Source organism: Pantoea sp. ARC270 (assembly GCF_003236725.1).
GTDB lineage: Bacteria > Pseudomonadota > Gammaproteobacteria > Enterobacterales > Enterobacteriaceae > Pantoea > Pantoea anthophila.
Genome location: NZ_PUGA01000027.1, coordinates 37,351 through 61,784 on the forward strand (window position 1 = coordinate 37,351; position 24,434 = coordinate 61,784).

Genomic DNA, 24,434 nt, shown 5'->3' on the forward strand with positions numbered 1-24,434 from the left:
TTGTTGACAAAACCTGGCCCGGTTCGCTGTGAGACGGTGCCTGCACAGGAAACAGGGTCAGATCGGAAAGTCGCTAAGGCCAATCCCTGGCCGCTCGGCCCGCACCATCCCTGGCGCGGGACGCTTTCCTCTTCTGACCCTGCTCCCTGCGCGTTTAACTTTTCTGTTGTTGTAAGAGTCTTCTTTATCCCGATTTGTCAGCAACAAAAACGGGGCTTTCGCCCCGTTTTTGTTTTCAGGCTGCCACGTCATCCTGACGCAGCACCCGATGTCCATGCGCTATCAGCGCATCGGTGACCCGACGCATCAGACGGCTCTCCGGCGCAAAACGATGCCAGTAGAGCATCCGGCGCTGATACAGGCCAGGCGTCAAATCGATTAACTCCCCGCTTGCCAGCTCGCGCTCAATCTGCAGATGCGGAATCATACAGCAGGTTGACCCCTGTCGCGCCATCTGCACAAAGGCTTCCGATGAGTTGACGATGTGGCAGGGCACGCTCCCGGGTGAGAGGTCGAAATTCTGCTGCAGAAAGGCCTGATGCATATCATCAAGGTGGTCGAACGCGACCGCAGGCGCCTTCAGCAGGGCAGAGCGGGTCACCCCGTTGGGGAAGAAGCGATCGGCAAAGTCGCGCGACGCCACAAACAGATAGTCGAGCGCGCCGAGCTGGTCCACCAGGCAGCTGGGCAGCGGCTGCGGCTGAATACTGACCGCGCCCACCACCTCACCGCGGCGCAGACGCTCCTGGGTGCGGGTTTCATCTTCCACCTGCAGATTCAGGCGCACGGGCGAGTCGGCCAGCACATCTTTCAGGGCGGGCAGCAGCCAGGTCGCCAGACTGTCGGCGTTGACCGCCAGCGACAGCAGCAGCGGCGTGGTTCCACTATTCTCATCACCCAGCCACTCCTCTTCCAGCAGCTCGACCTGATGCAGTAACGCCAGCAGTTTCTGGCCCTGTTCGGTCGGACGCGGCGGCACGGTGCGCACCAGCAGCGGCTGACCAAACAGGTTCTCCAGCTGCTTAATACGCTGAGACACCGCCGACTGGGTGATGCAGAGTTTCTGTGCGGCTCGCTCAAATCCGCGTTCGCGGATCACTGAATCCAGCGCCTGAAGCGTTCGATAATCCGGGCGTTTCATTATTCTTCTCTCTCCTTCAGGGTGGACGTCACTATGCCACAAAAGTGCCGCCTGTGATGGCTCACCTGTTTTTTGTGGGCTGGCTTCCAAAGCGTTAAATCCACGTCGGTCAGCCGAGCATTTTCAGCCAGCCTTGTTTTATACTACGCGCACTTCGTTGTCGCACAGGTTTTAAACATACCATGACCCAGGATGAACTGAAAAAAGCCGTTGGCTGGGCTGCACTTGAGTACGTGCAGCCGGGGACGGTTGTTGGCGTAGGCACCGGATCTACCGCTGCCCACTTTATCGATGCCCTTGCCACAGTCAGGCATCAGATCGAAGGAGCCGTCTCCAGCTCGGATGCCTCGACCCTGAAACTGAAAAGCCTGGGCATTCCGGTGTTTGACCTGAACGAGATCGATCTGCTGTCGGTTTACGTCGATGGTGCGGATGAGATCAACCCGCAGATGCAGATGATCAAAGGCGGTGGCGCGGCGCTGACGCGTGAAAAGATCGTGGCCGCGGTGGCGCAGACCTTTATCTGTATCGCCGACGCCTCTAAGGAGGTCGATGTGCTGGGCCGCTTCCCGCTGCCGATCGAGGTGATCCCGATGGCGCGCAGTTACGTTGCGCGTGAGCTGGTTAAAATGGGCGGCCTGCCGGAGTATCGCCAGAATGTCATCACCGATAACGGCAACATCATTCTCGATGTGCATAATCTGACTATTCTCGATCCGATTGCGCTGGAAAAGAGCATCAACGCTTTGCCTGGCGTGGTCACCGTGGGCCTGTTTGCCGCACGCGGCGCCGATATTGCGCTGATAGGCGGTCCGGATGGCGTGAAAACCATCAAAAAATGATCTGTCCGGCGTCGATACGGCGCCGCTTATTTCTGCCTGCAAATCATCTTTTCTCGCCCGGGTGAAATTTGGTGACTTATGTCACATAACCGTTATCCGCAACGGTTTCATTCTCTCTTCAACCCTGACCCCGTGATTTTGTCTGGCATTGTGGTGCTGCCAGCCGTTGCCGTGCTGGCTCCCGGGCAATCGTTTGTATTGCCCGACGCGATTTTTTTGATATTTTGACAGAAGGCTGGCTTATGGTACTCCTCATTGAATGCTGAATAGGATCGGGAAATGGCAAAGGTATCACTGGATAAAGATAAGATTAAGTTCCTGCTGGTGGAGGGTGTGCATCAGAGCGCGCTGGACAACCTGCGGGCTGCAGGCTACACCAACATCGAATTTCACAAGGGCGCGCTGGACGCTGACGCATTAAAAGCCTCCATCCGTGATGCGCACTTCATTGGTATCCGTTCCCGCTCCCAGCTCACTGAAGAGATTTTTGCGGCGGCTGAAAAGCTGGTCGCTGTCGGCTGTTTCTGTATCGGTACCAACCAGGTTGACCTGCAGGCCGCCGCCAGCCGCGGAATCCCGGTCTTCAATGCGCCGTTCTCCAATACCCGCTCGGTCGCTGAACTGGTGATTGGTGAAATGCTGCTGATGCTGCGTGGCATCCCGGAAGCGAATGCCAAAGCGCACCGTGGTATCTGGAACAAGAATGCCAAAGGCTCATTCGAAGCGCGTGGGAAAAAACTCGGCATCATCGGTTACGGCCATATCGGGATGCAGCTGGGCGTGCTGGCAGAGAGCCTAGGCATGCACGTTTTCTTCTACGACATTGAAAACAAGCTGCCGCTGGGTAATGCCACTCAGGTTCGCCATCTGGCGGAACTGCTCAACATGAGCGACGTTGTGAGCCTGCACGTACCGGAAACCGTGTCGACACAGGATATGATCGGGGCGGAGCAGCTGGCGCAGATGAAGCCTGGCGCGCTACTGATTAACGCCTCTCGCGGCACGGTTGTGGATATCCCGGCGCTGTGCGAGGCACTGGCCAGCAAGCATGTGGGAGGCGCGGCCATCGACGTCTTCCCGGTCGAGCCAGCCACCAACAGCGATCCCTTTATCTCTCCGCTGAGTGAGTTCGACAACGTGATCCTGACGCCGCACATTGGCGGATCGACAGAAGAAGCGCAGGAGAACATCGGTATTGAAGTTGCGGGCAAGCTGGCGAAATACTCCGACAACGGCTCCACCCTGTCGGCGGTCAACTTCCCGGAAGTCTCACTGCCGATCCACGGCATCAGCGCCAGCCGTCTGCTGCACATCCACGAGAACCGTCCGGGCGTGCTGACGGCGATCAACCAGATTTTCGCCGAGCAGGGCATCAACATCGCCGCTCAGTATCTGCAGACGTCGCCATTTATGGGCTATGTGGTCATTGATATCGATGCTGAGCCGGAAGTGGCGGAGAAAGCTCTGCAGCTGATGAAGGCTATTCCGGGGACTATCCGCGCGCGTTTACTTTACTAAGCGCTACCCGCCTGGAGAGGCGCTGAGTCGCGCCTCTTCAGGTTTCATTGTAGCCAGGTGCGCCCGGACAGGGGATTAAGCCATCTGAAAAGTCCGTAACACTACTTCCTCTACTCCCACTGCCACAGCTTTGACGGCGTCATTACGGCCGGCAAAGGCACATCCCATTCTGCCACCGGCAGGCTCTCAACCTGCTGACAATCGTGGGCCAGACCCACAGGCAAAAAGCCGTGCTGCCGCCAGTTCTGCAGCGTGCGATCGTAGAAGCCTCCGCCCATCCCCAGACGCTGACCGGCGTGATCAAACGCCACCAGCGGCACCATCATCAGATCCAGCTGATCCAGGGTGATCAATTGCCGGATGTCCAGCGGCGGTTCGGGAATACGCAGCTTATTGGTCTGCAAGGGGGTGTCGGGCGAATAGCGCAGAAACAGTAAATTACCGGGAGAGAAGGGGTGTAAAACCGGCAGACAGACCGTTTTTTTCAGATGCCACAACCGGGCAATCAGCGGACGGGTATTGAGCTCCCCATCCACCGACAGAAACAGGGCAATGTTTTGTGCGGCAGTAAGCGGGGCGTAGTTCAGGGCCAGCTCCGCAAGCTGTTCGGCCGCCTGGGCCTGCTGCTCGTCCGTCAGCGCCCGGCGCAGATGACGCACCTGCTGGCGAATTTCCTGACGCTGTAACATGGAAGGTGCAGAGATGGAAGGTTCAGACATGATTTCCCCGCCGGATAAGTCGCTGTTCAGCGACTATAACATGTCGGTCGGGGGAAAAAAGCAGGAGTGCTGAAAGGGAGATCTCCGAGATGCCGCCGTAGGCTGTAACCCTTGAACCCTTGGTTCAAGGTGAACATGCCGTCGTAACCATCAGGCTTCTCGGACGGACCGAGCATGCACACAGGTTACAGAGCGTCACATTCTGTTTTTTCGAAATATCGGCTCAGGGGACTGGCCCACTTGCAAACATCTCAGAGAAAATTTACCTCACCGTTACTGTAGCACAGCAACCATGAAGTTTTATTCGAACTTCGCATCCTGGCGGTCGGTTATGCGACCCTGCTCAACTAACGCCTGCTCAATCGTCTGCTGCAGCATACGGATACGCTGTTCCATATTAGCAGCATAATCGCGCGTTTTCACTTTCTCTTGCGCCAGTTCATGGCAGACGTTTAACGCGGCGATGAACACCAGTTGCTCTGTATTTGTGACTCTAGTGCGAACTTTTAAATCTTGCAACCGCTGATTGAGATCGTCAGCCGCACTATTGAGCGCATCTTGCTGCTCTGGCGGACAATTCACTCTTAACGAACGACCAAAAATTTGTAAATCTACCGGTTGTGCAGACATGCCACCTTCCTGACTGATTACTTCGCTCGCAACTCCCTTAGCAGTCAATGGCTTGGGAGGCGGGCAACTATATAGACCCACGAAATAAGATACAACCCCTTTTCTGGAAACCTTGAGGCAGCTAGTGGTAGCATAACACGAACTTATTCTGCCAACGACGATGAAAACTTATGTCCTTACAGAACGCAACCCCCGATTACAACGCGCTTGCGGCGGTGCTCTCACAGCAGGGTGTTGGAATGACGCCCGCAGAAATGCACGGCCTGCTGAGTGGGATCCTCTGCGGCGGTAACCAGGACACCAGCTGGAAGACGCTGGTCCACGATCTGGCTAACGAAGGCATGGCGTTTTCTCACTCTCTCGCAGTGCCACTGACAGAGCTGCACGCGCACACGGCGACCACGCTGGAAGATGAAGGCTTCCTGTTTCAGCTGCTGCTGCCCGCTGATGATGACATCACCGTCTTTGACCGTGCCGATGCGCTGGCGGGCTGGGTGAACCATTTTCTGCTCGGCCTGGGCGTAACACAGCCTAAACTGGATAAGGTCACCGGTGAAACCGGCGAAGCCATTGATGACCTGCGCACCATCGCTCAGCTCGGTTATGAAGAGGATGAAGACCAGGAGGAGCTGGAGCAGTCGCTGGAAGAGGTGATTGAGTATGTGCGCGTGGCAGCCCTGCTGTGTCATGACACCTTTACCCGCCCACAGCCCACTGCGCCAGAAGTGCAAAAGCCGACGCTGCATTAAGTCAGGCGTTTCAGGTCAACGAGTTTAACCGGTCAGTTTACAGGGAGTGCAGAGATGATTTCACTGGAACGATTCCTGCAGCGCCGTCAGGCGCTGTTAGCGAAGATGGCGCCAGGCAGCGCCGCGTTAATTTTTGCTGCGCCTGAAGTGACGCGCAGTAATGACACCGAGTATCCGTTTCGTCAGAGCAGCGATTTCAGCTATTTCACCGGTTTTAACGAGCCGCAGGCGCTGCTGGTCCTGATCAAAAGCGATGAGAATCACAACCACAGCGTGCTGTTTAACCGCGTGCGTGACCTCACGGCAGAGATCTGGTCTGGCCGTCGGCTGGGTCAGGAGGCGGCTCCTGCGAAACTGGGCGTGGATCGCGCCTTGCCCTGGGACGACATTGGCGAACAGCTGCACCTGCTGCTCAACGGCCTGGATGTGATCTACCACGCACAGGGTGACTACAGCCATGCCGATGCCCTGGTGTTCAGCGCCCTGGAAAAACTGCGTCGTGGGTTCCGCCAGAACCTCAGCGCGCCTGCCACCCTGACCGACTGGCGTCCCTGGGTGCATGAGATGCGCCTGTTCAAGGATGAGGATGAAATCGAGCTGATGCGCCGCGCCGGGAAGATCAGTGCCCTGGCCCATACCCGTGCCATGCTGGCCTGCCAGCCAGGCATGTTTGAGTATCAGCTGGAGGGAGAGATTCATCACGAATTTGCCCGTCATGGCGCGCGCTTCCCGGCCTACAACACCATTGTCGGTGCCGGAGAAAACGGCTGCATTCTGCACTACACCGAAAATGAAAGTGAAATGCGTGACGGCGATCTGGTGCTGATCGATGCCGGCTGCGAGTTCCACGGCTATGCCGGGGATATCACCCGCACCTTCCCGGTTAACGGCAAATTCAGCCCGGCGCAGCGCGCGATTTATGACATCGTTCTGGCTTCACTGAACCGGGCGCTGGAGATGTTCCGGCCTGGCATCAGCATTCGCGAAGTCAACGATGAAGTCGTACGCATTATGATCACCGGCCTGGTTGAGCTGGGCATTCTCGACGGTGACGTCGATACGCTGATTGCCGAAGAGGCGCATCGTCAGTTCTACATGCATGGTCTGGGCCACTGGCTGGGGCTGGATGTTCACGATGTTGGCCACTACGGCACGCCGAGCCGCGACCGGATACTGGAACCGGGCATGGTGTTAACGGTTGAACCGGGCCTCTACATCGCGCCGGATGCGGATGTCCCTGTGGCGTATCGCGGCATCGGTATCCGTATCGAAGATGACATCGTGATCACCGAAGAGGGCATTGAAAATCTCACCGACAGCGTTGTGAAAGAGGCCGATGAGATTGAGGCGCTGATGGCGGCGGCTAAACAGGCATGACGATTCTGATTGCCGGTGGCGGCATGACCGGAGCGACGCTGGCGCTGGCGATCTCCCATCTCACTCAGGGCAAACTGCCGGTGACGCTGATCGAGCGCAGCGAGCCTGCCAGCCGGGCGCACCCTGGCTTTGATGGCCGGGCAATTGCGCTCTCAGCCGGCACCTGCCAGCAGCTGGCAGCGATTAACCTCTGGCAGCGCATCGCCAGCTGTGCCACGCCGATTACTGATATCCATGTCTCCGACCGCGGCCACGCAGGCTTTGTCTCGATGGCGGCGGCTGACTATGAGATTCCGGCGCTGGGGCAGGTTGTCGAGCTGTTTGACGTCGGTCAGCGACTGTTTGCTGAACTGAAAAAAGCGCCGGGCGTGACGTTGCGCTGTCCGGCTCGTGTGACTCAGGCAACCCGCAGTGATGAGCAGGTTGAGGTGACGCTGGACAACGGCGAGCAACTCAGCGGAAAAGTGCTGGTGGCGGCAGATGGCACACGCTCTGCACTGGCGGCATCCTGTGGCATCCAGTGGCAGACTGAGGCGTATCAGCAGCTGGCGGTTATCGCCAACGTCTCCACCGCGCTGCCTCATCAGGGCCGGGCATTTGAACGTTTCACCGAGCATGGCCCGCTGGCGCTGTTGCCGATGTCCGGGAACCGTCTGTCGCTGGTCTGGTGCCATCCGGCGTCGCAGCGCGAAAAAATAGTGCAGTGGAGTGATGCTGAATTCCTCAGCGAGTTGCAGCGCGCTTTTGGCTGGCGGCTGGGGAAATTCACCCACACCGGTCAGCGCGAATGCTACCCGCTGGCGCTGCACCAGGCGGTGCAGATGGTAACGCATCGCGTGGCGGTTGTAGGCAATGCGGCACAGACGCTGCATCCGATTGCCGGGCAGGGCTTTAACCTGGGCCTGCGCGACGTGATGTCGCTGGCGGAAACGCTGGCCGCTGCCCATTGGCAACAGCAGGACCCCGGCAGCTATGCGGTCCTGAATCACTATCAGCAACGCCGGCAGTCCGACCGTGCCGCCACCATTGGCATCACAGACGGGCTGGTTCGCGTCTTTGCCAATCGTTACGCCCCGCTGGTGGCAGGACGTAACCTGGGCCTGCTGGCGATGGACCATCTGCCGTGGCTACGAAATCAACTGGCTGAGCGCACGCTTGGCTGGGTTAAGCGTTAACAAAGAGGCTCAGATGCAAACTTTTGATGTGGTGATTGCCGGTGGCGGAATGGTGGGGCTGGCTGTCGCCTGCGGCTTGCAGGGCAGTGGACTGCGCATCGCCGTACTGGAAAAATCGCCGGAGCCGCCCCTGGCGCTGAGTGCGTCACCCTCCGTCCGTGTTTCGGCAATTAATGCCGCCAGTGAACGTCTGCTGCAGAAGCTGGATGTCTGGTCGACAATCCTTTCCCTGCGCGCCAGCCCCTATCACGGTATGGAAGTGTGGGAGAAGGACAGTTTTGGAGCCATCGCGTTTGATGATGAGCAGCAGGGCCTGTCGCATCTTGGCCACATTATCGAAAATCCGGTGATCCAGAGCGCGCTCTGGCAGCGCGCCAGCACCTGCAGTGACGTCACGCTGATGGCGCCTTCGCAGTTGCAGCAGGTGGCATTTGGTGACAACGAAGCCTTTATCACGCTGCAGGATGGCAGCATGCTAAGCGCGCGCTTAATGATTGCTGCTGATGGCGCAAACTCCTGGCTGCGCAACAAAGCGGATATTCCACTGACCTTCTGGGATTACGACCACCACGCGTTAGTGGCTAACGTTCGCACCGAACAACCTCACGACGCGGTGGCGCGTCAGGTGTTCCACGGCGACGGCATACTGGCGTTCCTGCCGATGCAGGACCCACACCTCAGCTCTATCGTCTGGTCGCTGTCGCCTCAGGAAGCCAGCCGCCTGGAAACCATGCCGGACGCGCTGTTCAACCAGCAGCTCTCCGTGGCGTTTGATATGCGCCTCGGCCTCTGCCAGCTGGAAAGCGAGCGCAAAACGTTTCCGCTGGTGGCGCGCTACGCCCGCAACTTCGCGGCGCACCGTCTGGCGCTGGTCGGGGATGCGGCTCACACCATCCATCCGCTGGCAGGACAGGGGGTTAACCTGGGCTTTATGGACGCCGCAGAGCTGATCGGTGAGATCCGGCGTCTCCATCAGCAGGGCAAAGATATCGGTCAGCACCTCTATCTGCGCCGCTATGAGCGCAGCCGTAAACACAGCGCCGCCATGATGCTGGCGGGCATGCAGGGCTTCCGCGAAATGTTTGCAGGCAACAACCCGGCGAAAAAACTGCTGCGTGATGTCGGTCTGAAGCTGGCGGACCGTTTACCGGGCGTCAAACCGATGATGCTGAAACAGGCGATGGGCCTGACCGATTTGCCCGCCTGGCTTCGCTGAACCTGCCCCTCTGCTAAGCCAGCTTCTGCTGGCTTTTTTATCTCTCAACCCCCCTCTGCACCACAAAAAGGCAACGCTGCACCAGCAGGGTTCCTCGTTTGATTTATTCTAATTTTGCGTGAGATTTCGCATTACTTTTTTTTATCCGGAAGCGCGCTGAAGGCGGGATCTTTTTAACAACCTGGACGTCGTGCCGCATAAATTTGCTGCGTATATTTAAATAGCCTGCATTTATTGCGCGATTAATCACAAAAATGCAGTTTATTATCCTGTCGCTTCCGATTCCTGGTTAGTCTGTGCCTCTGCTTTCGACCCCGATTTGCTTATGGTTAATCACCAGATTCGGTGGTAACGTCAGCCTCAGGAGAACGTTTGCGTCGGCACAGTATGACGGCGCGCTTTTGTACTCATTCGCTTCTGCACAGGATGGTTATGACTCAGCAAACACCTCTGTTTGAACAGCATCAGGCCTGCGGTGCCCGTATGGTGGACTTTCATGGCTGGATGATGCCTTTGCACTACGGCTCCCAGATGGATGAACATCATGTCGTGCGCAGTGACGCCGGCATGTTTGATGTCTCCCACATGACCATTGTCGATCTGACCGGTCCGCGTACCCGCGAGTTTCTGCGCTACCTGCTGGCGAACGATGTCGCAAAACTGACCCAGCCCGGCAAGGCGCTCTACACCGGGATGCTCAATGCCTCGGGTGGCGTCATTGACGATTTAATTGTTTACTTTATGAGCGAGACGTTCTTCCGGCTGGTCGTGAACTCCGCGACCCGTGAGAAAGATCTCGCCTGGATAGCGCAGCACGCGCAGCACTACGGCATTACGCTGACCGAACGCGATGATCTGGCGCTGATTGCCGTGCAGGGTCCGCAGGCACAGCAGAAAGCGCAGACGCTGTTCAGCGAAGAGCAGCGTCAGGCCGTCGCAGGCATGAAGCCCTTTTTCGGCGTGCAGGCGGGCGATCTGTTTATCGCTACAACGGGTTACACCGGTGAAGCGGGATATGAGATTGCGCTGCCCGCAGGCGAGGCGGCGGGGTTCTGGCAGCGCCTGCTAGCTGCAGGGGTGAAACCGGCCGGACTGGGCGCGCGCGACACCCTGCGTCTGGAAGCGGGGATGAACCTCTATGGTCAGGAGATGGATGAAGGTGTCTCACTGCTGGCCGCCAACATGGGCTGGACCGTCTGCTGGGAACCAGCAGACCGCGATTTCATCGGCCGGGAAGCCCTGGAGCTACAGCGTGAACGCGGAACGGAAAAGCTGGTGGGACTGATCATGACGGAAAAAGGGGTGCTGCGTCACGGGCAGCCGGTGCGTTTCACGGATGAGCAGGGCCAGCAGCAGGAAGGGATCATTACCAGCGGTTCTTTCTCACCGACCCTGGGTTGCAGCATCGCCCTGGCGCGCGTCCCCGCTTCCGTCGGCAGCGCCGCCATCGTTGAGATCCGTAACCGCCAGATGCCGGTACAGGTCACCCGTCCCATTTTTGTCCGCGCCGGTAAGCCGGTCGCTCAGTAAATTTTATTCAGGAGAAATGGCCAATGAGCAATGTGCCGAATACGTTGAAATACCGCGACAGCCACGAATGGGTGCGCAAAGAAGAGGATGGCAGCTACACCGTGGGGATTACTGAACATGCGCAGGAGTTACTGGGCGACATGGTGTTTGTCGATCTGCCGGAAGTGGGCGCGACGTTCTCAGCCGGTGAAGAGTGTGCCGTAGCGGAATCCGTTAAAGCGGCTTCAGATATTTATGCACCCCTCAGCGGTGAAATTGTGGCGGTCAACGACGCGCTGACCGACTCACCGGAGCAGGTTAACAGCGAGCCTTATGCCGGCGGCTGGTTATTCAAAATGAAAGCCAGCGACGCGTCCGAACTTGACTCGCTGCTGGATGCGGATGCCTATAAAGCCTCCATCGACGAGTAATCGTCAGGCGGCCTCCTGCAGAGGCCGCTGACTTCTGTTTGATCCCCGGTTCCCCAGCCCGATTCAGGATTTACTGCTAATGACTCAGACTCTCAGCCAGCTTGAACACAACGGTGCCTTTATTGAGCGCCATATCGGTCCTTCACCTGAGCAGCAGGCGCAGATGCTTGACGCGATTGGTGCCCGTTCGCTGGACGCGTTAATCGGCACCATTGTGCCTGCCGACATTCAACTGCCAGGCCCGCCTGCAGTAGGCGAAGCCGCCACTGAACAGCAGGCGCTGGCGGAACTGAAAGCCATCGCCAGCCAGAATCTGCGTTACAAATCCTGGATCGGCATGGGATACAGTGCGGTGATCACCCCGCCGGTGATCCTGCGTAACATGCTGGAGAATCCCGGCTGGTACACCGCTTACACCCCTTATCAGCCTGAGGTGTCGCAGGGCCGTCTGGAAGCACTGCTGAATTTCCAGCAGCTGACGCTGGATCTCACCGGCATGGATATCGCCTCCGCCTCACTGCTGGATGAAGCGACCGCCGCCGCCGAAGCGATGGCGATGGCAAAACGCGTCAGCAAGCTCAAAAACGCGAATAAATTTTTCATTGCCGATGATATTCATCCGCAGACGCTGGATGTGGTGCGAACCCGTGCAGAAACGTTCGGCTTTGAACTGATTATCGACCGTGCAGAGAAAGCGCCTGAGCATGACGATCTGTTTGGCGTGCTGCTGCAACAGGTGGGCACCACCGGTGAAGCGCACGACTACCGCGCACTGATTGCCGCACTCAAAGCGCGCAAAGTGGTCGTCAGCGTGGCCGCCGACTTTATGTCGTTAGTCCTGCTGGAAGCGCCAGGTAAGCAGGGCGCGGACATCGTGTTTGGTTCGGCTCAGCGCTTCGGCGTGCCCATGGGTTACGGCGGGCCTCACGCGGCATTCTTCGCCAGCCGTGACGAGCATAAACGCTCTATGCCGGGCCGCATCATTGGTGTCTCGCGCGATGCCGCAGGCAACACGGCGCTGCGCATGGCGATGCAGACCCGCGAGCAGCATATCCGCCGCGAAAAGGCCAACTCCAACATCTGTACTTCACAGGTGCTGCTGGCCAACATTGCCGGTCTCTATGCGGTGTTCCACGGCCCGGCCGGACTTAAACGTATCGCCTCACGCATTCACCGCTTCACCACGATTCTGGCAGCCGGCCTGCAGCAGGGCGGCCTGACGCTGCGCCATCAGCACTGGTTCGATACGCTGACGGTCGAGGTGGCGGATAAAGCCGCCGTGCTGAACCGCGCCCTGAGCTTTGGCGTTAACCTGCGCAGCGATATTCACAACGCGGTCGGCATCACGCTGGATGAAACCACCTGCCGCGAAGATATTCTGACGCTGTTCGCTATTCTGCTGGGTGACGATCAGCGTCCGGACCTGGACAAACTCGACGGCGAAGTCGCCAGCGAAGGCCACGCTATTCCAGCCGGCCTGCTGCGCCAGAGCGACATACTGACTCATCCGGTCTTCAACCGTCATCACAGCGAAACTGAGATGATGCGCTACATGCACAGCCTGGAGAAAAAAGATCTGGCGCTGAACCAGGCGATGATCCCGCTCGGCTCCTGCACGATGAAGCTCAATGCCGCGGCGGAGATGATCCCGATCACCTGGCCGGAGTTTGCTGAGCTGCATCCTTTCTGCCCGGCTGAACAGGCCGCCGGTTATCTGCAGATGATCGGTCAGCTTTCACAGTGGCTGGTGCAACTCACCGGCTATGATGCGCTCTGTATGCAGCCCAACTCCGGGGCGCAGGGGGAGTACGCCGGACTGCTGGCGATCCGCCGCTATCATGAAAGTCGCGGCGAGGGGGATCGCCATCTCTGCCTGATCCCCAGCTCGGCCCACGGCACTAACCCGGCCTCTGCTCAGATGGCGGGTATGGATGTGGTGGTGGTGGCCTGTGATAAACAGGGCAACATCGATCTGGGTGACCTGCGCGAAAAAGCCGCTCAGGCAGGTGATAAACTCTCCTGCATCATGGTGACTTATCCCTCTACCCATGGCGTCTATGAAGAGACCATCCGCGAAGTGTGCCAGATTGTTCATCAGTATGGCGGTCAGGTCTACCTGGATGGCGCAAACATGAATGCGCAGGTCGGCATCACCACGCCGGGATATATCGGCGCGGATGTGTCGCATCTCAATCTGCACAAAACCTTCTGCATCCCGCACGGCGGTGGCGGTCCGGGTATGGGACCGATTGGCGTCAAGGCGCATCTGGCTCCGTTTGTACCGGGTCACAGCGTGGTGCAGATTGATGGTGTGCTGACGCAGCAGGGCGCGGTTTCCGCTGCACCGTTTGGCAGCGCCTCCATCCTGCCTATCAGCTGGATGTACATTCGTATGATGGGAGCCGAGGGGCTGAAACAGGCCAGCTCGGTCGCTATCCTCAATGCTAACTACATCGCCAGCCGCCTGCAGTCCGCCTATCCGGTGCTCTATACCGGCCGCGACGGCCGCGTGGCGCACGAATGTATTCTCGACATTCGTCCGCTGAAAGAGCAGACCGGCATCAGCGAGCTGGATATTGCCAAGCGCCTGATCGATTACGGCTTCCACGCGCCGACCATGTCCTTCCCGGTCGCGGGCACCCTGATGGTGGAGCCAACCGAGTCGGAGAGTAAGATCGAACTGGATCGCTTTATTGATGCGATGCTGGCGATCCGCATCGAGATTGACCGGGTGGCGGCCGGTGAATGGCCGCTGGACGATAACCCGCTGGTGAATGCACCGCACACCCAGCTGGAAATTGTCGGTGAGTGGTCTCACCCTTACAGCCGTGAACTGGCGGTCTTCCCGGCGGGCAGCCACAACAAGTACTGGCCGACGGTGAAGCGTCTCGACGATGTCTTTGGCGACCGCAATCTGTTCTGCTCCTGCGTACCGATCAGCGACTATCAGTAAATCGCGGCAGCAGAATCTCATCCCCAGGGGCCGGTTTCCGGCCCTTTTTTATGGAGAAACAGTATGAAACTGGCACTGGTTACGGGAGGCAGCCGCGGCATCGGACGGGCAACGTCGCGACTGCTGGCCGCTCGCGGTTATCGGGTCGCGGTGAACTATCGCCAGCGCGAGGCAGAAGCGCAGGAGGTGGTCAGCCAAATCCGGCAGCAGGGCGGGGAAGCCTTTGCGATTCAGGCTGATATCGCGGATGAAGAGGCGGTGAAGGCGATGTTTGCGCAGCTCGATCAGCAGGCGGAACCGCTGGCGCTGCTGGTGAATAACGCCGGTATCCTGTTTCAGCAGTGCCGCACCGAACAGCTGGATGCGGCGCGTCTGCAAAAAGTGTTTGCCACCAATGTTATCGGCACCTTTCTCTGCTGCCGGGAGGCGGTTAAGCGGATGGGTACCCATCATGGCGGCCAGGGCGGGGCGATCGTGAACGTTTCATCGGCGGCGTCCCGCACCGGTGCACCGGGTGAATATGTCGATTACGCCGCTTCAAAAGGGGCGATGGATACCCTGACCAGAGGATTGTCGCTGGAAGTGGCGCAGCAGGGCATCCGGGTAAACGGTGTCCGGCCGGGCTTCATCTATACAGAGATGCATGCTGACGGCGGCGAGCCGGGCAGAGTAGACCGGCTTGCCAGTGCGATTCCGATGGGACGTGGCGGAGAAGCGGAGGAAATTGCGGAAGCGATCGTCTGGCTGGCCAGTGAAGCGGCCTCATACGTGACCGGCAGCATCATTGACGCTGCCGGTGGGCGCTGAGGCGTTTCGCGGCGGCGGGGCGCGTCAGAGGTTTTCGCCGTTGCTGGCGATAACCTGCTGATACCAGCCGAAGCTCTTTTTCTTCGCACGGGAAAAGTCGCCGCTGCCATCATCGTTTTTATTCACATGAATAAAGCCGTAACGCTTGTCGTACTGTCCGGTGGTGAACGAGACGCAGTCCAGGCAGCCCCACGGGGTGTAGCCCATTAACTCGACGCCATCATAGCTGACGGCTTTCTTCATCTCTTCGATGTGCGCGCGCAGATAGTCGATGCGGTAATCATCGTCAATCTTCCCGTCGGCACCCGGCTTATCGATCGCGCCAAAGCCATTTTCTACAATAAACAGCGGCTTCTGATAACGTTCATAAAGGTCGTTCAGGGCATAGCGCAGGCCAACCGGGTCGATCTGCCAGCCCCAGTCGGAGGCTTTCACATGCGGGTTTTTCACTACGCCTTCAAAGCCGGTAATCGGATCGTCAACGCCGCTGGCATCGGTCTTCACGGCGTTGCTCATGTAGTAGCTGAAGCCAACGTAGTCTGCGCAGCCCTGACGCAGCGTTTCGGCATCGTCAGCGTCCATCTGGATGTCATACCCTTTGCGCGCCCACTCTTTCAGGGTATAGGCCGGATAGTATCCGCGCATCTGCACATCACTGAACACGTAGCGCTGATGCATCGCTTCCTGCGCCAGGGCTACATCATCCGGATGGCAGGAGAACGGGTAGACCGGCACCATGGCGATCATGCAGCCAATCTGAAAGTCCGGATTGATGTCGTGTCCGAGTTTCACCACTTTTGCGCTGGCAACAAACTGATGGTGCATCACCTGATACATCGCCTCTTCAGGCTTCTCATGTTCAGTGAAGATCACCCCTGAGCAGCAGTATCCGAACAGCGGATAGCGCCAGTTGCGCTGGTTGTTGATCTCGTTAAAGGTCATCCAGTATTTCACTTTGTTTTTATAGCGCTTCAGCACCACTTCACTGAAGCGCACAAAGAAGTCGACCACTTTGCGGTTATGCCAGCCGCCATACTCTTTAACCAGGTGATAAGGCATTTCGAAGTGAGAGAGAGTGATGACGGGTTCAATGCCATACTTCAGCAGTTCATCAAACAGATCGTCATAGAATTGCAGGCCCGCTTCGTTGGGCTGCTGCTCATCCCCGTTCGGGAAGATGCGGGTCCAGGCAATGGAGGTGCGGAAACATCTGAAGCCCATCTCAGCAAACAGCGCGACATCCTCTTTATAGTGAGAGTAGAACTCCACGCCCTGATGGTTCGGATAGAAATGGCCGGGCTGCACGCCATCGGTAATGACCCGATCAACACCATGTGAACCGCCGGTCAGCACGTCTGCAATGCTGACTCCTTTGCCGCCCTGATCCCAGCCGCCTTCAACCTGATGCGCTGCCACCGCGCCACCCCAGAGAAAGTCTTTGGGTAACTGCAATTCTGCACTCATGTTTCACTCCGTTCCGGATAAAGAAATTGCGATGAGTGTAGCAAGGCAATAATCAAAGTCACGATATAACACCGCGCGAGAAATGGCGTTTGTTACCTGTGAAAAACAGGCTGTTTTATTTTCGCAGCTGGCGGCCGATCGCCTCAATAATATAGGTTACCGGAACCTGTGTCGTAATATCCGTATTGTCAGCCAGACGAATAATCGGCACATGGTAGCAGAGGGTAAAATCGCCGATTTTCGCCAGCGAGCTGCTCTCCGTATTCGTTATCGCAATGATTCTGCACTTGTTCAGGCTGAACTGGCTGGCAATACGCAGGATCTCTTCGGTTTCACCGGAGACGGATAAAATAATCGCAATCGCGTTCTGATAGAGGTCGGGACTGATCGGATAATAGGGATCATCAATTGCGTGGCTGAATTTACCGAGGTTAGAGAAAAAGCGGGCGCCATATTTCGCCAGGCTGCCTGATGTGCCGACGCCAATAAAGAAAACCTGCTCAGCCTGAGCAATTTTCTGTGCGGCCTGAGCGATGAGCTGTTCAAACGCCGGATTGTTAATGCTGTTAAAGAAACTCAGCATCTCGCTCACCCCGGCGGTATTCAGCTGAGGCGTATGCTGCTGTTCGGCTAAGCGCAGACGAATGCGAAATTCTGACCAGCCTTCACAGTGCATCTTACGGCAGAAGCGCAGCACGGTGGTCGTGGAGACCCCCGCCTGCTCAGCCAGTTCGCGGATGGTCATATAACTGACGCCTTCACGATGTTTAATGATGAACTGATAGACCTGCATTTCCAGATCGTTAAGACGGGCGAGATCGCGGTGCGAAAACATGGATGACTCGTTGAACGTTTGACCTGGGGTCAGTTTATCAGATTCAGCAGCCGGTTTAACGGTTACAGAATTTCATAAGATAATTTTAGCGTACAGGTGTACACTGAAATCGTTATCAACCCGGCTGGAGAATATTATCACTGCGATTACGCTGTTCAGGACACACTTATGACACCCACACTTTCTCACAAACCACGACCCGTAGCGGACGACTGGTTCGGCGAAGAAATTGCCAACAGTATCAGTCATGGTCTGGGCTGTCTGTCAGGCATCGCTGGCCTGGTGCTTTTGCTTCATCAGGCCATCGAACGCCAGGCGGATACTCTGACCTTTGTCAGCTACAGCCTTTATGGCGGCAGTATGATCCTGCTGTTTCTGGCTTCGACGCTCTATCACGCCATTCCCGATGGCCCGGTCCGGCCCTGGCTGAAAACGTTCGACCACTGCGCGATCTATCTGCTGATCGCCGGAACCTACACGCCGTTTCTGCTGGTGGGACTCAGGACGCCGCTGGCGTATGGATTAATGGCGGTAATCTGGGGGCTGGCGCTGGCCGGTATTCTGTTTAAGCTTACCATTGCCCATCGCTTTAAAGTGCTGTCGCTGGTGACCTATCTCTGTATGGGGTGGCTGTCGCTGATCGTGGTTTATCAGCTGGCCATGATTATGCCGCCAGCCTGTATCTGGCTGCTGGCAGCAGGCGGGATAATCTACTCGCTGGGGGTGATTTTCTATGTGGCACGCCGCATTCCCTACAATCATGCCATCTGGCATGGATTCGTACTGGGCGGCTCACTCTGTCATTTCTGCGCCATCTACTTCTATGTACGCTGACGCTTCGCGAATGTGGCCCTGACGTGACGTCAGGGCCAGAAGGTAACTCAGCTCTCATCCAGCGAATAGGGCAGGGGCTGCACCGTCAGATGACCACCTTCATCGCCTTCAACCCGAAGCACGCTGTCCGGCTCCAGATCGTTGTTCAGCACCACCTGAATCCAGCTGGTGCCATCATCCAGCTGCACAGCCGCCAGCACGCTGCCGGTACGACGCCAGCGCTCACCCATCTGCAGCTCCAGCGGCGCGTTAGCTTCAGGCAGATGGCTTGCCTTACCCGCCAGCCAGTAAAGGGCGCGTTTATTAGCACCGCGATATTTCGCCCGGGCCACCATCTCCTGTCCGGCATAGCACCCTTTTTTAAAGCTGATGGCATCCAGCGCCTGCAGGTTGGTGGCCTGCGGAATAAACTGCACGCTGGTGGCGGGAACGATCACCGGAATACCGGCTTCGATATCCAGCGCCAGCCACTGCTGGCTGTCGTTGAACTGTGCATCCTCGCTGAGTTTCTGCTTCAGCACGTCGGCCTGGGCCGGTGATGTCACAATCAGAAAACGTTCGGCCGGATGCGCAAACCACAGCAGGGTAGTTTCACCCTGATGCACCACCGGCTTCTCGCTGTCAGGCAACGCCTCAAACAGGTTAGCCAGGGCAGCACGTGCCTGGAAACCAGCCACACCCAGCAGAAGTGCTTCATCGTCGGGCGTCATCGTGACTTTTGAAAACACCGCATATTTCTTCAGCTCGGCCAGCTGGGTGTCGCGCAGCTCGCGCCGGATCAGGTAGGCATACCCTTCACCGCGATGAAACAGACGCAGATTGCTCCACATTTTGCCTTTGGCGTCGCAGTGCGCGGCGGGGGAGTGATGATCGGCATCCAGCGCCGCGACATCCAGCGTTAACTGACCCTGCAGGTAGGCAGTGCTGTCCGCACCGGTAATCGAAACCAGTGCCCAGCTGTCCAGTGACATCAGGGTTAACGGCAGACGGGACGACGCGGCAGGCTGGCGCGGCGGTAAAGTAAAAGTGGGCATGGAGATATCCTGTGTAAGAAGGTTCATCCGGAACAATGTCTTCAATGTTAAAAGAGCCGCCTGGCAATGCAACCTGTTTACGGAAAACGGCGCACAAAAGGCGTGATAGCCCTGCAAAGAGGCCGCCTGAAATGTGGCAGGTTGCACAGCATGCGACGCAGCGCCTGCGAGCCGTAGTAAACCAGGTTACACTAAGCGCCACGTTGTGAACTGTGGAAACTGATGCATGGATATTAATGATAAATCACGTATTCAGTGGGCCTGCCGTCGCGGCATGCTGGAACTGGATGTGGCGATTATGCCGTTCTTCAAATTTGAGTATGACACGCTGAGCGACACCGATAAGCAGGTCTTTGTCGCGCTGCTGAAGAGTGACGATCCCGATCTGTTCAACTGGCTGATGAATCACGGCGAGCCAAAGGATCCTGAGCTTAAGCGGATGGTCAACCTGATCCAGCAGCGCAACCATGAGCGCGGCCCGGTGGCAATGTAAGCTGCGGCCCTCCCGGCTGGCGTGCGGGGTGCTGTGCGTCTGGCTGGTGGCTGCCGTCTCGGGCGTGCTGCTGATGGCGCTGCCCGTGGGTGGGGAGCTGCTGCGGAGCGGAATGATCCTGCTGTTGCTGGCGGAGGGCGGTCGTGTCTGCCGGCGGCTGAGGCTGCGGCGCGGGACGCTGGAGCGGGAAAGTGTCCATTGCTGGATCTGGCAGGGAAAACGCTGGCGTCCCACTCAGCCACTGCGCTGGTTACCAGCGGGCGTGCTGCTGGTGGCGAAGAGCGAAGAGGGTGACAGGCTGCGCTGGTGGCTGATGCAGGACGCTATGCAGCCTGACGAATGGCGGGCGTTGCGCGCCTGCTGCTTCAGCAGGGCGCGACATTAACGGCGAAGAGGCATAAGCGCGCATTTCGACTGACCCGCGGCCGGTCAGGTTCTGCCGGGCATTCAGCGCCGTCTCCGTATGTGGCTGGCGGCCGCAACGGCTGAAGAGGGTTACAGCAGTCCGGCAGTCTCGGTTAACACCTGCTCGCACCACTGCTCAACGCGCTCATCCGTCACCTCAAACTGATTCACGTCATCCAGCGCCAGGCCGACAAACTGTGTGCCATCGGCAGTAAGCGGTCGGGGACTGGTGAACTCGTAGCCCTCCAGCGGCCAGTAGCCCACGAATCGTACCCCCATCGGCTGCAGCAGATCGTGCAGCATACCGAGCGCATCCAGAAACCATTCACCGTAGCCAATCTGATCGCCCATGCCATACAGCGCCACAATCTTATTCTGCAGATTCAGCGCGGGCAGCTGCGTCCAGATCGCCTCCCAGTCCTCCTGCAACTCACCAAAATCCCAGGTGGGGATGCCCATGATCAGCAAATCGTACTGCTCCATCAGGCGTGGGTCATCATCCTTAACGTTATGCAGCGTGACCAGCTCGTCGCCGATGAAATCGCGAATTTTCTCCGCCACGATTTCGGTGTAACAGGTACTGGAACCGTAAAACAGACCGATTTTCATGCAGATAACACTCTGTAAATACTGACTTTGGCGCAATTGTACCAGAAGCGCTGCTGAATCAGGCATAATGAGCATGATTTTACACCAGACGGCGGAGATAACGTGCAGGACAGCGAACTGACAGAACAGTTTCTTGATGCGCTCTGGATTGAGCGCAATCTGGCGCAGAACACGCTCTCCTCCTATCGCCAGGATCTCCAGACGCTGACCGGCTGGCTGGCGCATCACCAGCTGACGCTGCTCAGCGTGACGCCAGCCGATCTGCAGCAGTTTCTGGCTGAACGGCTGGAAGGAGGCTACAAGGCGACCAGCTCAGCGCGGCTGCTCAGCGCCATGCGGCGCCTGTTCCAGTATCTGTACCGTGAAAAAGTGCGCCCCGACGATCCCAGTGCGCTACTCTCGGCACCCAAACTGCCACAGCGACTGCCGAAAGATCTCACTGAGGCGCAGGTCGAGCGGCTGTTGCAGGCACCTAATACCGATATCCCACTGGAGCTGCGCGATAAGGCGATGCTGGAGCTGCTCTATGCCACCGGCCTGCGCGTCTCCGAACTGACGGGGCTGACGCTCAGCGACATCAGCCTGCGTCAGGGCGTCGTCCGGGTAATCGGTAAAGGCGATAAAGAGCGACTGGTGCCATTAGGTGAAGAAGCGGTTTACTGGCTGGAGCAATATATGGAACATGGTCGCCCGTGGCTGCTTAATGGTCAGACGCTGGACGTGATGTTTCCCAGTAATCGGGCGCAGCAGATGACGCGGCAGACCTTCTGGCATCGTATTAAGTATTACGCCACGCTGGCGGGCATCGACGCCGAAAAGTTATCACCCCATGTGATGCGCCATGCCTTTGCCACGCATCTGCTGAACCACGGCGCCGATTTACGTGTCGTACAGATGTTGCTGGGGCACAGCGATCTCTCCACCACGCAAATTTATACGCATGTCGCCACCGAGCGCCTGCGTCAGTTGCATCAACAACACCATCCGCGAGCCTGAACCGCGGCCATAAGGACAACGATGAACAAGCATTTTGCCATGCTGGCCCTGTTAGCCAGCGCCTTTTCCGGTCTTGCTCAGGCCGATGACAGCGCTATCCAGCAATCCCTGAAAAAGCTCGGGCTGAATCAGACAGAGATCAGCCCGTCCCCGCTGCCAGGGTTCAAAACCGTGCTGTCAGAGAGCGGCGTGCTCTACGTGACCGACGACGGTAAACATATGATTCAGGGTCCGCTGTATGACGTCAGCGGCACTCAGCCGGTTAACGTCACCAATAAGCTGCTCGACAAAAAGGTCGAGGCGCTGGTGCCGGAGATGATCGTCTACAAAGCGCCTAAAGAGCAGCATGTCGTGACCGTCTTTACCGACATTACCTGCGGCTACTGTCACAAGCTGCACGAGCAGATGGCGGACTACAACGCACTGGGTATCACCGTGCGCTACCTGGCGTTTCCGCGGGAAGGGCTGAATGGTCAGATCGCACCGGCGATGAAAGCGATCTGGTGCAGCGCCGACCGCAACAAAGCCTTTGACGAGGCGATGAAAGGCAATGCGCCGAAGATGGCTGCGCCCGACAGCTGCAAAATTGATATTGCTCAGCACTACAAACTGGGCGTGCTGTTCGGCATTCAGGGCACCCCGGCCATGCTCACCGACAGCGGCATGATGATCCCCGGCTATCAGACGCCGCAGGAGCTGAAGCAGGTGCTGGACAATCAGAAGCGTGGTGGTTAATCGGTGGTAAAACAGGATGTGGAACTCCGTCGCCGTGAGGTGACGGTAGACGATGCGCTGCCGGCGACCCTGCCGCCGCTGCTGAAGCGACTCTATCTGCACCGCGGTGTGCGCGATGCCGCAGAGCTGGAGCGCGGTGCAAAAAATCTGCTGCCGTTTCAGTCCTTAAGCGGGATTGAGAGCGCCGTTGCGCTGCTGCATCAGGCGCTGCTGGATGGCCGTCGTATCATGGTGGTCGGCGACTTTGATGCCGATGGCGCGACCAGTACCGCGCTGACGGTGATGGCGCTGCGCAGTATGGGCGGCAATAACGTGCAGTATCTGGTGCCGAATCGCTTTGAAGATGGGTATGGCCTCAGCCCGGAAGTGGTGGAGCAGGCGCGTGCACGGGGCGCCGCCATGATCCTGACGGTAGATAACGGCATCTCCTCCCACGCCGGGGTGGAGTACGCGCATCAGCACGGCATTCCGGTGCTGATCACCGACCATCACCTGCCGGGCGAGACCTTACCGGCCGCTGAGGCGATCGTAAATCCTAACCTGCCCGACTGCGACTTTCCTTCACGGGCGCTGGCGGGCGTTGGCGTTGCGTTCTATCTGATGCTGGCGCTGCGCGCCCATCTGCGCACCCAGGGCTGGTTCGGCGTTACCCGCGCCGAGCCAAATCTGGCCGGGATGCTGGACCTGGTGGCGCTCGGCACGGTCGCCGATGTGGTGCCGCTCGACGTTAACAACCGTATTCTGGTATGGCAGGGGCTGAGCCGTATCCGGGCCGGAAAATGCCGGCCAGGCATCCGGGCGCTGCTGGAGATTGCGAATCGCGATGCGCGTCAGCTGGCGGCCAGCGATCTCGGTTTTGCGCTGGGGCCACGGCTTAATGCCGCGGGGCGGCTCGACGACATGTCGGTGGGCGTGGCGCTGCTGATGACTGATGACCTGAGTCAGGCGCGGATGTTAGCCAGTGAGCTGGACGCACTCAACCAGACGCGAAAAGAGATCGAGCAGGGCATGCAGAGCGAGGCGCTGGCGCTGTGTCAGGCGCTGGAGCGTGAGCAGCGCGATCTGCCGCTGGGACTGGCCTTCTATCATCCTGAGTGGCATCAGGGCGTCGTCGGCATTCTGGCCTCACGACTGAAAGAGCGTTTTCATCGTCCGGTCATTGCCTTCGCGCCCGCGGGCGATGGCACGCTGAAAGGCTCAGGACGTTCGATTGCCGGTCTGCATCTGCGTGATGCGCTGGAGCGGCTGGATACCCTGAACCCCGGCCTGATGCTGAAGTTTGGTGGCCACGCGATGGCGGCAGGCTTATCGCTGGAAACGGACCGCTACGAGGAGTTCCGTCAGCGCTTTGCCGACCTGGTCGGTGAGTGGCTGGATGGCGAATCGCTGCAGGGCATCATCTGGTCTGACGGTGCGCTGCAACCGCAGGATTTTTCGCTGCAGACGGCTGAGATGCTGCGTGAGGCGGGCCCCTGGGGCCAGGCGTTCCCGGAACCGGCCTTCGACGGCCGGTTTAAGCTGCTGCAACAGCGGCTGGTGGGCGAGCGGCATCTGAAAGTGATGGTCGAACCGCTCGACGGCGGCCCGCTGATCGACGGTATCGCCTTTAATGTCGATACCACACTGTGGCCTGACAGCAGCGTGCGTCAGGTCGAACTGGCTTATAAGCTGGATATCAACGAGTATCGCGGTAACCGCTCGGTACAGCTGATCATCGACCATCTCTGGCCGCTGAACTAGGTTCTGTCAGGTTTGTGCCTCTGCGATGATGGCAGGCGCGCATGCCTGACTGCCTCCCGTTGTCTCCTCTGACGGGGCCACAGCGCCATCAGCCGGGAAGAAAATGCGGCGCGTCACGCCGTTCCCGCATCCCCTTGTCTCAACGCTACAAACTGCCGCCAGTTTCGGGTAAACTTGTGCGTTAAATTTCCTGTCCCATCGAACATAAGAAAGACGCTAAAG

General features: G+C 58.1%; 23 protein-coding genes and 1 other RNA gene. 16 read left to right on the forward strand and 8 right to left on the reverse strand.

The features are described from left to right. Positions 1-235: 235 nt before the first annotated feature. Positions 236-1,141, reverse strand: coding sequence for a LysR family transcriptional regulator ArgP (locus CKF42_RS13135; RefSeq protein ID WP_009087111.1), 906 nt, complete (start codon positions 1,139-1,141; stop codon positions 236-238). A gap of 182 nt (positions 1,142-1,323) precedes the next feature. Between CKF42_RS13135 and rpiA the strand changes: the two genes are divergently transcribed. Together rpiA and serA are read left to right on the forward strand one after the other, a co-directional pair. After that, entirely contained in the window at positions 1,324-1,983 is a 660-nt protein-coding gene (gene rpiA / locus CKF42_RS13140) for a ribose-5-phosphate isomerase RpiA (protein WP_046102502.1), read from the forward strand. A 279-nt stretch (positions 1,984-2,262) separates the two neighbouring features. Next, positions 2,263-3,501: a phosphoglycerate dehydrogenase gene (gene serA, locus CKF42_RS13145; RefSeq protein WP_009087106.1), complete on the forward strand. Its 1,239-nt coding sequence runs from the start codon at positions 2,263-2,265 to the stop codon at positions 3,499-3,501. Between the two features lie 110 nt (positions 3,502-3,611). Here serA and CKF42_RS13150 read toward each other — a convergent pair whose 3' ends face one another. From CKF42_RS13150 to zapA, 3 genes are all read right to left on the reverse strand, one after another. Next, positions 3,612-4,220, reverse strand: a complete 609-nt coding sequence (locus tag CKF42_RS13150) for a 5-formyltetrahydrofolate cyclo-ligase (RefSeq protein ID WP_141629799.1) — start codon at positions 4,218-4,220, stop codon at positions 3,612-3,614. A gap of 77 nt (positions 4,221-4,297) precedes the next feature. After that, positions 4,298-4,481, reverse strand: a non-coding RNA gene (gene ssrS, locus CKF42_RS13155) — 6S RNA. Positions 4,482-4,520: 39 nt separating this feature from the next. After that, entirely contained in the window at positions 4,521-4,850 is a 330-nt protein-coding gene (zapA, locus tag CKF42_RS13160; RefSeq protein WP_009087102.1) for a cell division protein ZapA, read from the reverse strand. A gap of 170 nt (positions 4,851-5,020) precedes the next feature. On the opposite strand from zapA, the gene CKF42_RS13165 reads away from it, so the two are divergent. From CKF42_RS13165 to CKF42_RS13200, 8 genes are all read left to right on the forward strand, one after another. After that, the gene (locus CKF42_RS13165; RefSeq protein ID WP_009087101.1) at positions 5,021-5,599 is read left to right on the forward strand and encodes a YecA family protein; all 579 of its coding nucleotides are present in this window, start codon (positions 5,021-5,023) and stop codon (positions 5,597-5,599) included. Positions 5,600-5,653: 54 nt separating this feature from the next. Further along, on the forward strand, positions 5,654-6,976 hold the full coding sequence (gene pepP / locus CKF42_RS13170) for a Xaa-Pro aminopeptidase (protein WP_111208365.1): 1,323 nt from the start codon (positions 5,654-5,656) through the stop codon (positions 6,974-6,976). Further along, entirely contained in the window at positions 6,973-8,151 is a 1,179-nt protein-coding gene (gene ubiH / locus CKF42_RS13175) for a 2-octaprenyl-6-methoxyphenyl hydroxylase (protein WP_111208366.1), read from the forward strand. The genes pepP and ubiH overlap by 4 nt, the downstream gene beginning before the upstream one ends. A 13-nt stretch (positions 8,152-8,164) precedes the next feature. Beyond that, positions 8,165-9,367 carry an FAD-dependent 2-octaprenylphenol hydroxylase gene (gene ubiI, locus CKF42_RS13180; protein ID WP_058958034.1) on the forward strand — a complete coding sequence of 401 codons (1,203 nt, stop codon included), beginning with the start codon at positions 8,165-8,167 and terminating at the stop codon, positions 9,365-9,367. 432 nt (positions 9,368-9,799) lie between these two features. Beyond that, positions 9,800-10,897: a glycine cleavage system aminomethyltransferase GcvT gene (gcvT, locus tag CKF42_RS13185; protein ID WP_111208367.1), complete on the forward strand. Its 1,098-nt coding sequence runs from the start codon at positions 9,800-9,802 to the stop codon at positions 10,895-10,897. A 23-nt stretch (positions 10,898-10,920) separates the two neighbouring features. Then, positions 10,921-11,307, forward strand: coding sequence for a glycine cleavage system protein GcvH (gene gcvH / locus CKF42_RS13190; protein ID WP_111208368.1), 387 nt, complete (start codon positions 10,921-10,923; stop codon positions 11,305-11,307). Between the two features lie 79 nt (positions 11,308-11,386). After that, on the forward strand, positions 11,387-14,260 hold the full coding sequence (gene gcvP, locus CKF42_RS13195; RefSeq protein WP_111208369.1) for an aminomethyl-transferring glycine dehydrogenase: 2,874 nt from the start codon (positions 11,387-11,389) through the stop codon (positions 14,258-14,260). A 63-nt stretch (positions 14,261-14,323) separates the two neighbouring features. Then, entirely contained in the window at positions 14,324-15,067 is a 744-nt protein-coding gene (locus CKF42_RS13200) for an SDR family oxidoreductase (RefSeq protein ID WP_058958030.1), read from the forward strand. Positions 15,068-15,091: 24 nt separating this feature from the next. Here CKF42_RS13200 and CKF42_RS13205 read toward each other — a convergent pair whose 3' ends face one another. Then, complete coding sequence (locus CKF42_RS13205) at positions 15,092-16,531, reverse strand: 6-phospho-beta-glucosidase (protein ID WP_111208370.1); 1,440 nt, start codon at positions 16,529-16,531, stop codon at positions 15,092-15,094. Between the two features lie 115 nt (positions 16,532-16,646). Continuing rightward, positions 16,647-17,366: a MurR/RpiR family transcriptional regulator gene (locus tag CKF42_RS13210; protein ID WP_009087083.1), complete on the reverse strand. Its 720-nt coding sequence runs from the start codon at positions 17,364-17,366 to the stop codon at positions 16,647-16,649. A gap of 168 nt (positions 17,367-17,534) precedes the next feature. Between CKF42_RS13210 and CKF42_RS13215 the strand changes: the two genes are divergently transcribed. Then, a complete protein-coding gene (locus CKF42_RS13215; RefSeq protein ID WP_111208371.1) occupies positions 17,535-18,200 on the forward strand; it encodes a hemolysin III family protein in 666 nt (221 codons plus the stop codon). 47 nt (positions 18,201-18,247) lie between these two features. Here CKF42_RS13215 and ygfZ read toward each other — a convergent pair whose 3' ends face one another. Further along, a complete protein-coding gene (gene ygfZ, locus CKF42_RS13220; protein WP_009087079.1) occupies positions 18,248-19,234 on the reverse strand; it encodes a tRNA-modifying protein YgfZ in 987 nt (328 codons plus the stop codon). 226 nt (positions 19,235-19,460) lie between these two features. On the opposite strand from ygfZ, the gene sdhE reads away from it, so the two are divergent. Both sdhE and CKF42_RS13230 read left to right on the forward strand, forming a co-directional pair. Next, positions 19,461-19,727: an FAD assembly factor SdhE gene (gene sdhE / locus CKF42_RS13225; protein WP_009087078.1), complete on the forward strand. Its 267-nt coding sequence runs from the start codon at positions 19,461-19,463 to the stop codon at positions 19,725-19,727. Next, on the forward strand, positions 19,702-20,112 hold the full coding sequence (locus tag CKF42_RS13230; RefSeq protein ID WP_046102493.1) for a protein YgfX: 411 nt from the start codon (positions 19,702-19,704) through the stop codon (positions 20,110-20,112). Before sdhE ends, CKF42_RS13230 begins: the two co-directional genes overlap by 26 nt. Positions 20,113-20,222: 110 nt before the next feature. Here the strand turns inward: CKF42_RS13230 and fldB are convergent, their stop codons facing one another. Beyond that, positions 20,223-20,741, reverse strand: a complete 519-nt coding sequence (gene fldB / locus CKF42_RS13235; protein ID WP_046102492.1) for a flavodoxin FldB — start codon at positions 20,739-20,741, stop codon at positions 20,223-20,225. Positions 20,742-20,843: 102 nt separating this feature from the next. Between fldB and xerD the strand changes: the two genes are divergently transcribed. The 3 genes from xerD to recJ are packed head-to-tail and all read left to right on the forward strand — an operon-like array spanning position 20,844 to position 24,212. Beyond that, complete coding sequence (xerD, locus tag CKF42_RS13240) at positions 20,844-21,737, forward strand: site-specific tyrosine recombinase XerD (protein ID WP_111208372.1); 894 nt, start codon at positions 20,844-20,846, stop codon at positions 21,735-21,737. Between the two features lie 21 nt (positions 21,738-21,758). Then, positions 21,759-22,472 (forward strand): bifunctional protein-disulfide isomerase/oxidoreductase DsbC, encoded by a 714-nt coding sequence (dsbC, locus tag CKF42_RS13245; RefSeq protein WP_009087068.1) that lies wholly within the window; start codon positions 21,759-21,761, stop codon positions 22,470-22,472. A gap of 3 nt (positions 22,473-22,475) precedes the next feature. Further along, positions 22,476-24,212, forward strand: coding sequence for a single-stranded-DNA-specific exonuclease RecJ (gene recJ, locus CKF42_RS13250; RefSeq protein WP_111208373.1), 1,737 nt, complete (start codon positions 22,476-22,478; stop codon positions 24,210-24,212). The last annotated feature ends 222 nt before the right edge of the window (positions 24,213-24,434 follow it).

Coding starts and splice junctions, on each gene's coding strand:
- ygfZ (WP_009087079.1), bottom strand. CDS start 19,234: ATGCCCACTTTTACTTTACCGCCGCGCCAGCCTGCCGCGTCGTCCCGT.
- CKF42_RS13210 (WP_009087083.1), bottom strand. CDS start 17,366: ATGTTTTCGCACCGCGATCTCGCCCGTCTTAACGATCTGGAAATGCAG.
- CKF42_RS13215 (WP_111208371.1), top strand. CDS start 17,535: ATGACACCCACACTTTCTCACAAACCACGACCCGTAGCGGACGACTGG.
- serA (WP_009087106.1), top strand. CDS start 2,263: ATGGCAAAGGTATCACTGGATAAAGATAAGATTAAGTTCCTGCTGGTG.
- sdhE (WP_009087078.1), top strand. CDS start 19,461: ATGGATATTAATGATAAATCACGTATTCAGTGGGCCTGCCGTCGCGGC.
- rpiA (WP_046102502.1), top strand. CDS start 1,324: ATGACCCAGGATGAACTGAAAAAAGCCGTTGGCTGGGCTGCACTTGAG.
- CKF42_RS13165 (WP_009087101.1), top strand. CDS start 5,021: ATGTCCTTACAGAACGCAACCCCCGATTACAACGCGCTTGCGGCGGTG.
- fldB (WP_046102492.1), bottom strand. CDS start 20,741: ATGAAAATCGGTCTGTTTTACGGTTCCAGTACCTGTTACACCGAAATC.
- gcvT (WP_111208367.1), top strand. CDS start 9,800: ATGACTCAGCAAACACCTCTGTTTGAACAGCATCAGGCCTGCGGTGCC.
- zapA (WP_009087102.1), bottom strand. CDS start 4,850: ATGTCTGCACAACCGGTAGATTTACAAATTTTTGGTCGTTCGTTAAGA.
- CKF42_RS13150 (WP_141629799.1), bottom strand. CDS start 4,220: ATGTCTGAACCTTCCATCTCTGCACCTTCCATGTTACAGCGTCAGGAA.
- ubiI (WP_058958034.1), top strand. CDS start 8,165: ATGCAAACTTTTGATGTGGTGATTGCCGGTGGCGGAATGGTGGGGCTG.
- CKF42_RS13230 (WP_046102493.1), top strand. CDS start 19,702: ATGAGCGCGGCCCGGTGGCAATGTAAGCTGCGGCCCTCCCGGCTGGCG.
- gcvH (WP_111208368.1), top strand. CDS start 10,921: ATGAGCAATGTGCCGAATACGTTGAAATACCGCGACAGCCACGAATGG.
- CKF42_RS13205 (WP_111208370.1), bottom strand. CDS start 16,531: ATGAGTGCAGAATTGCAGTTACCCAAAGACTTTCTCTGGGGTGGCGCG.
- pepP (WP_111208365.1), top strand. CDS start 5,654: ATGATTTCACTGGAACGATTCCTGCAGCGCCGTCAGGCGCTGTTAGCG.
- dsbC (WP_009087068.1), top strand. CDS start 21,759: ATGAACAAGCATTTTGCCATGCTGGCCCTGTTAGCCAGCGCCTTTTCC.
- gcvP (WP_111208369.1), top strand. CDS start 11,387: ATGACTCAGACTCTCAGCCAGCTTGAACACAACGGTGCCTTTATTGAG.
- CKF42_RS13135 (WP_009087111.1), bottom strand. CDS start 1,141: ATGAAACGCCCGGATTATCGAACGCTTCAGGCGCTGGATTCAGTGATC.
- ubiH (WP_111208366.1), top strand. CDS start 6,973: ATGACGATTCTGATTGCCGGTGGCGGCATGACCGGAGCGACGCTGGCG.
- CKF42_RS13200 (WP_058958030.1), top strand. CDS start 14,324: ATGAAACTGGCACTGGTTACGGGAGGCAGCCGCGGCATCGGACGGGCA.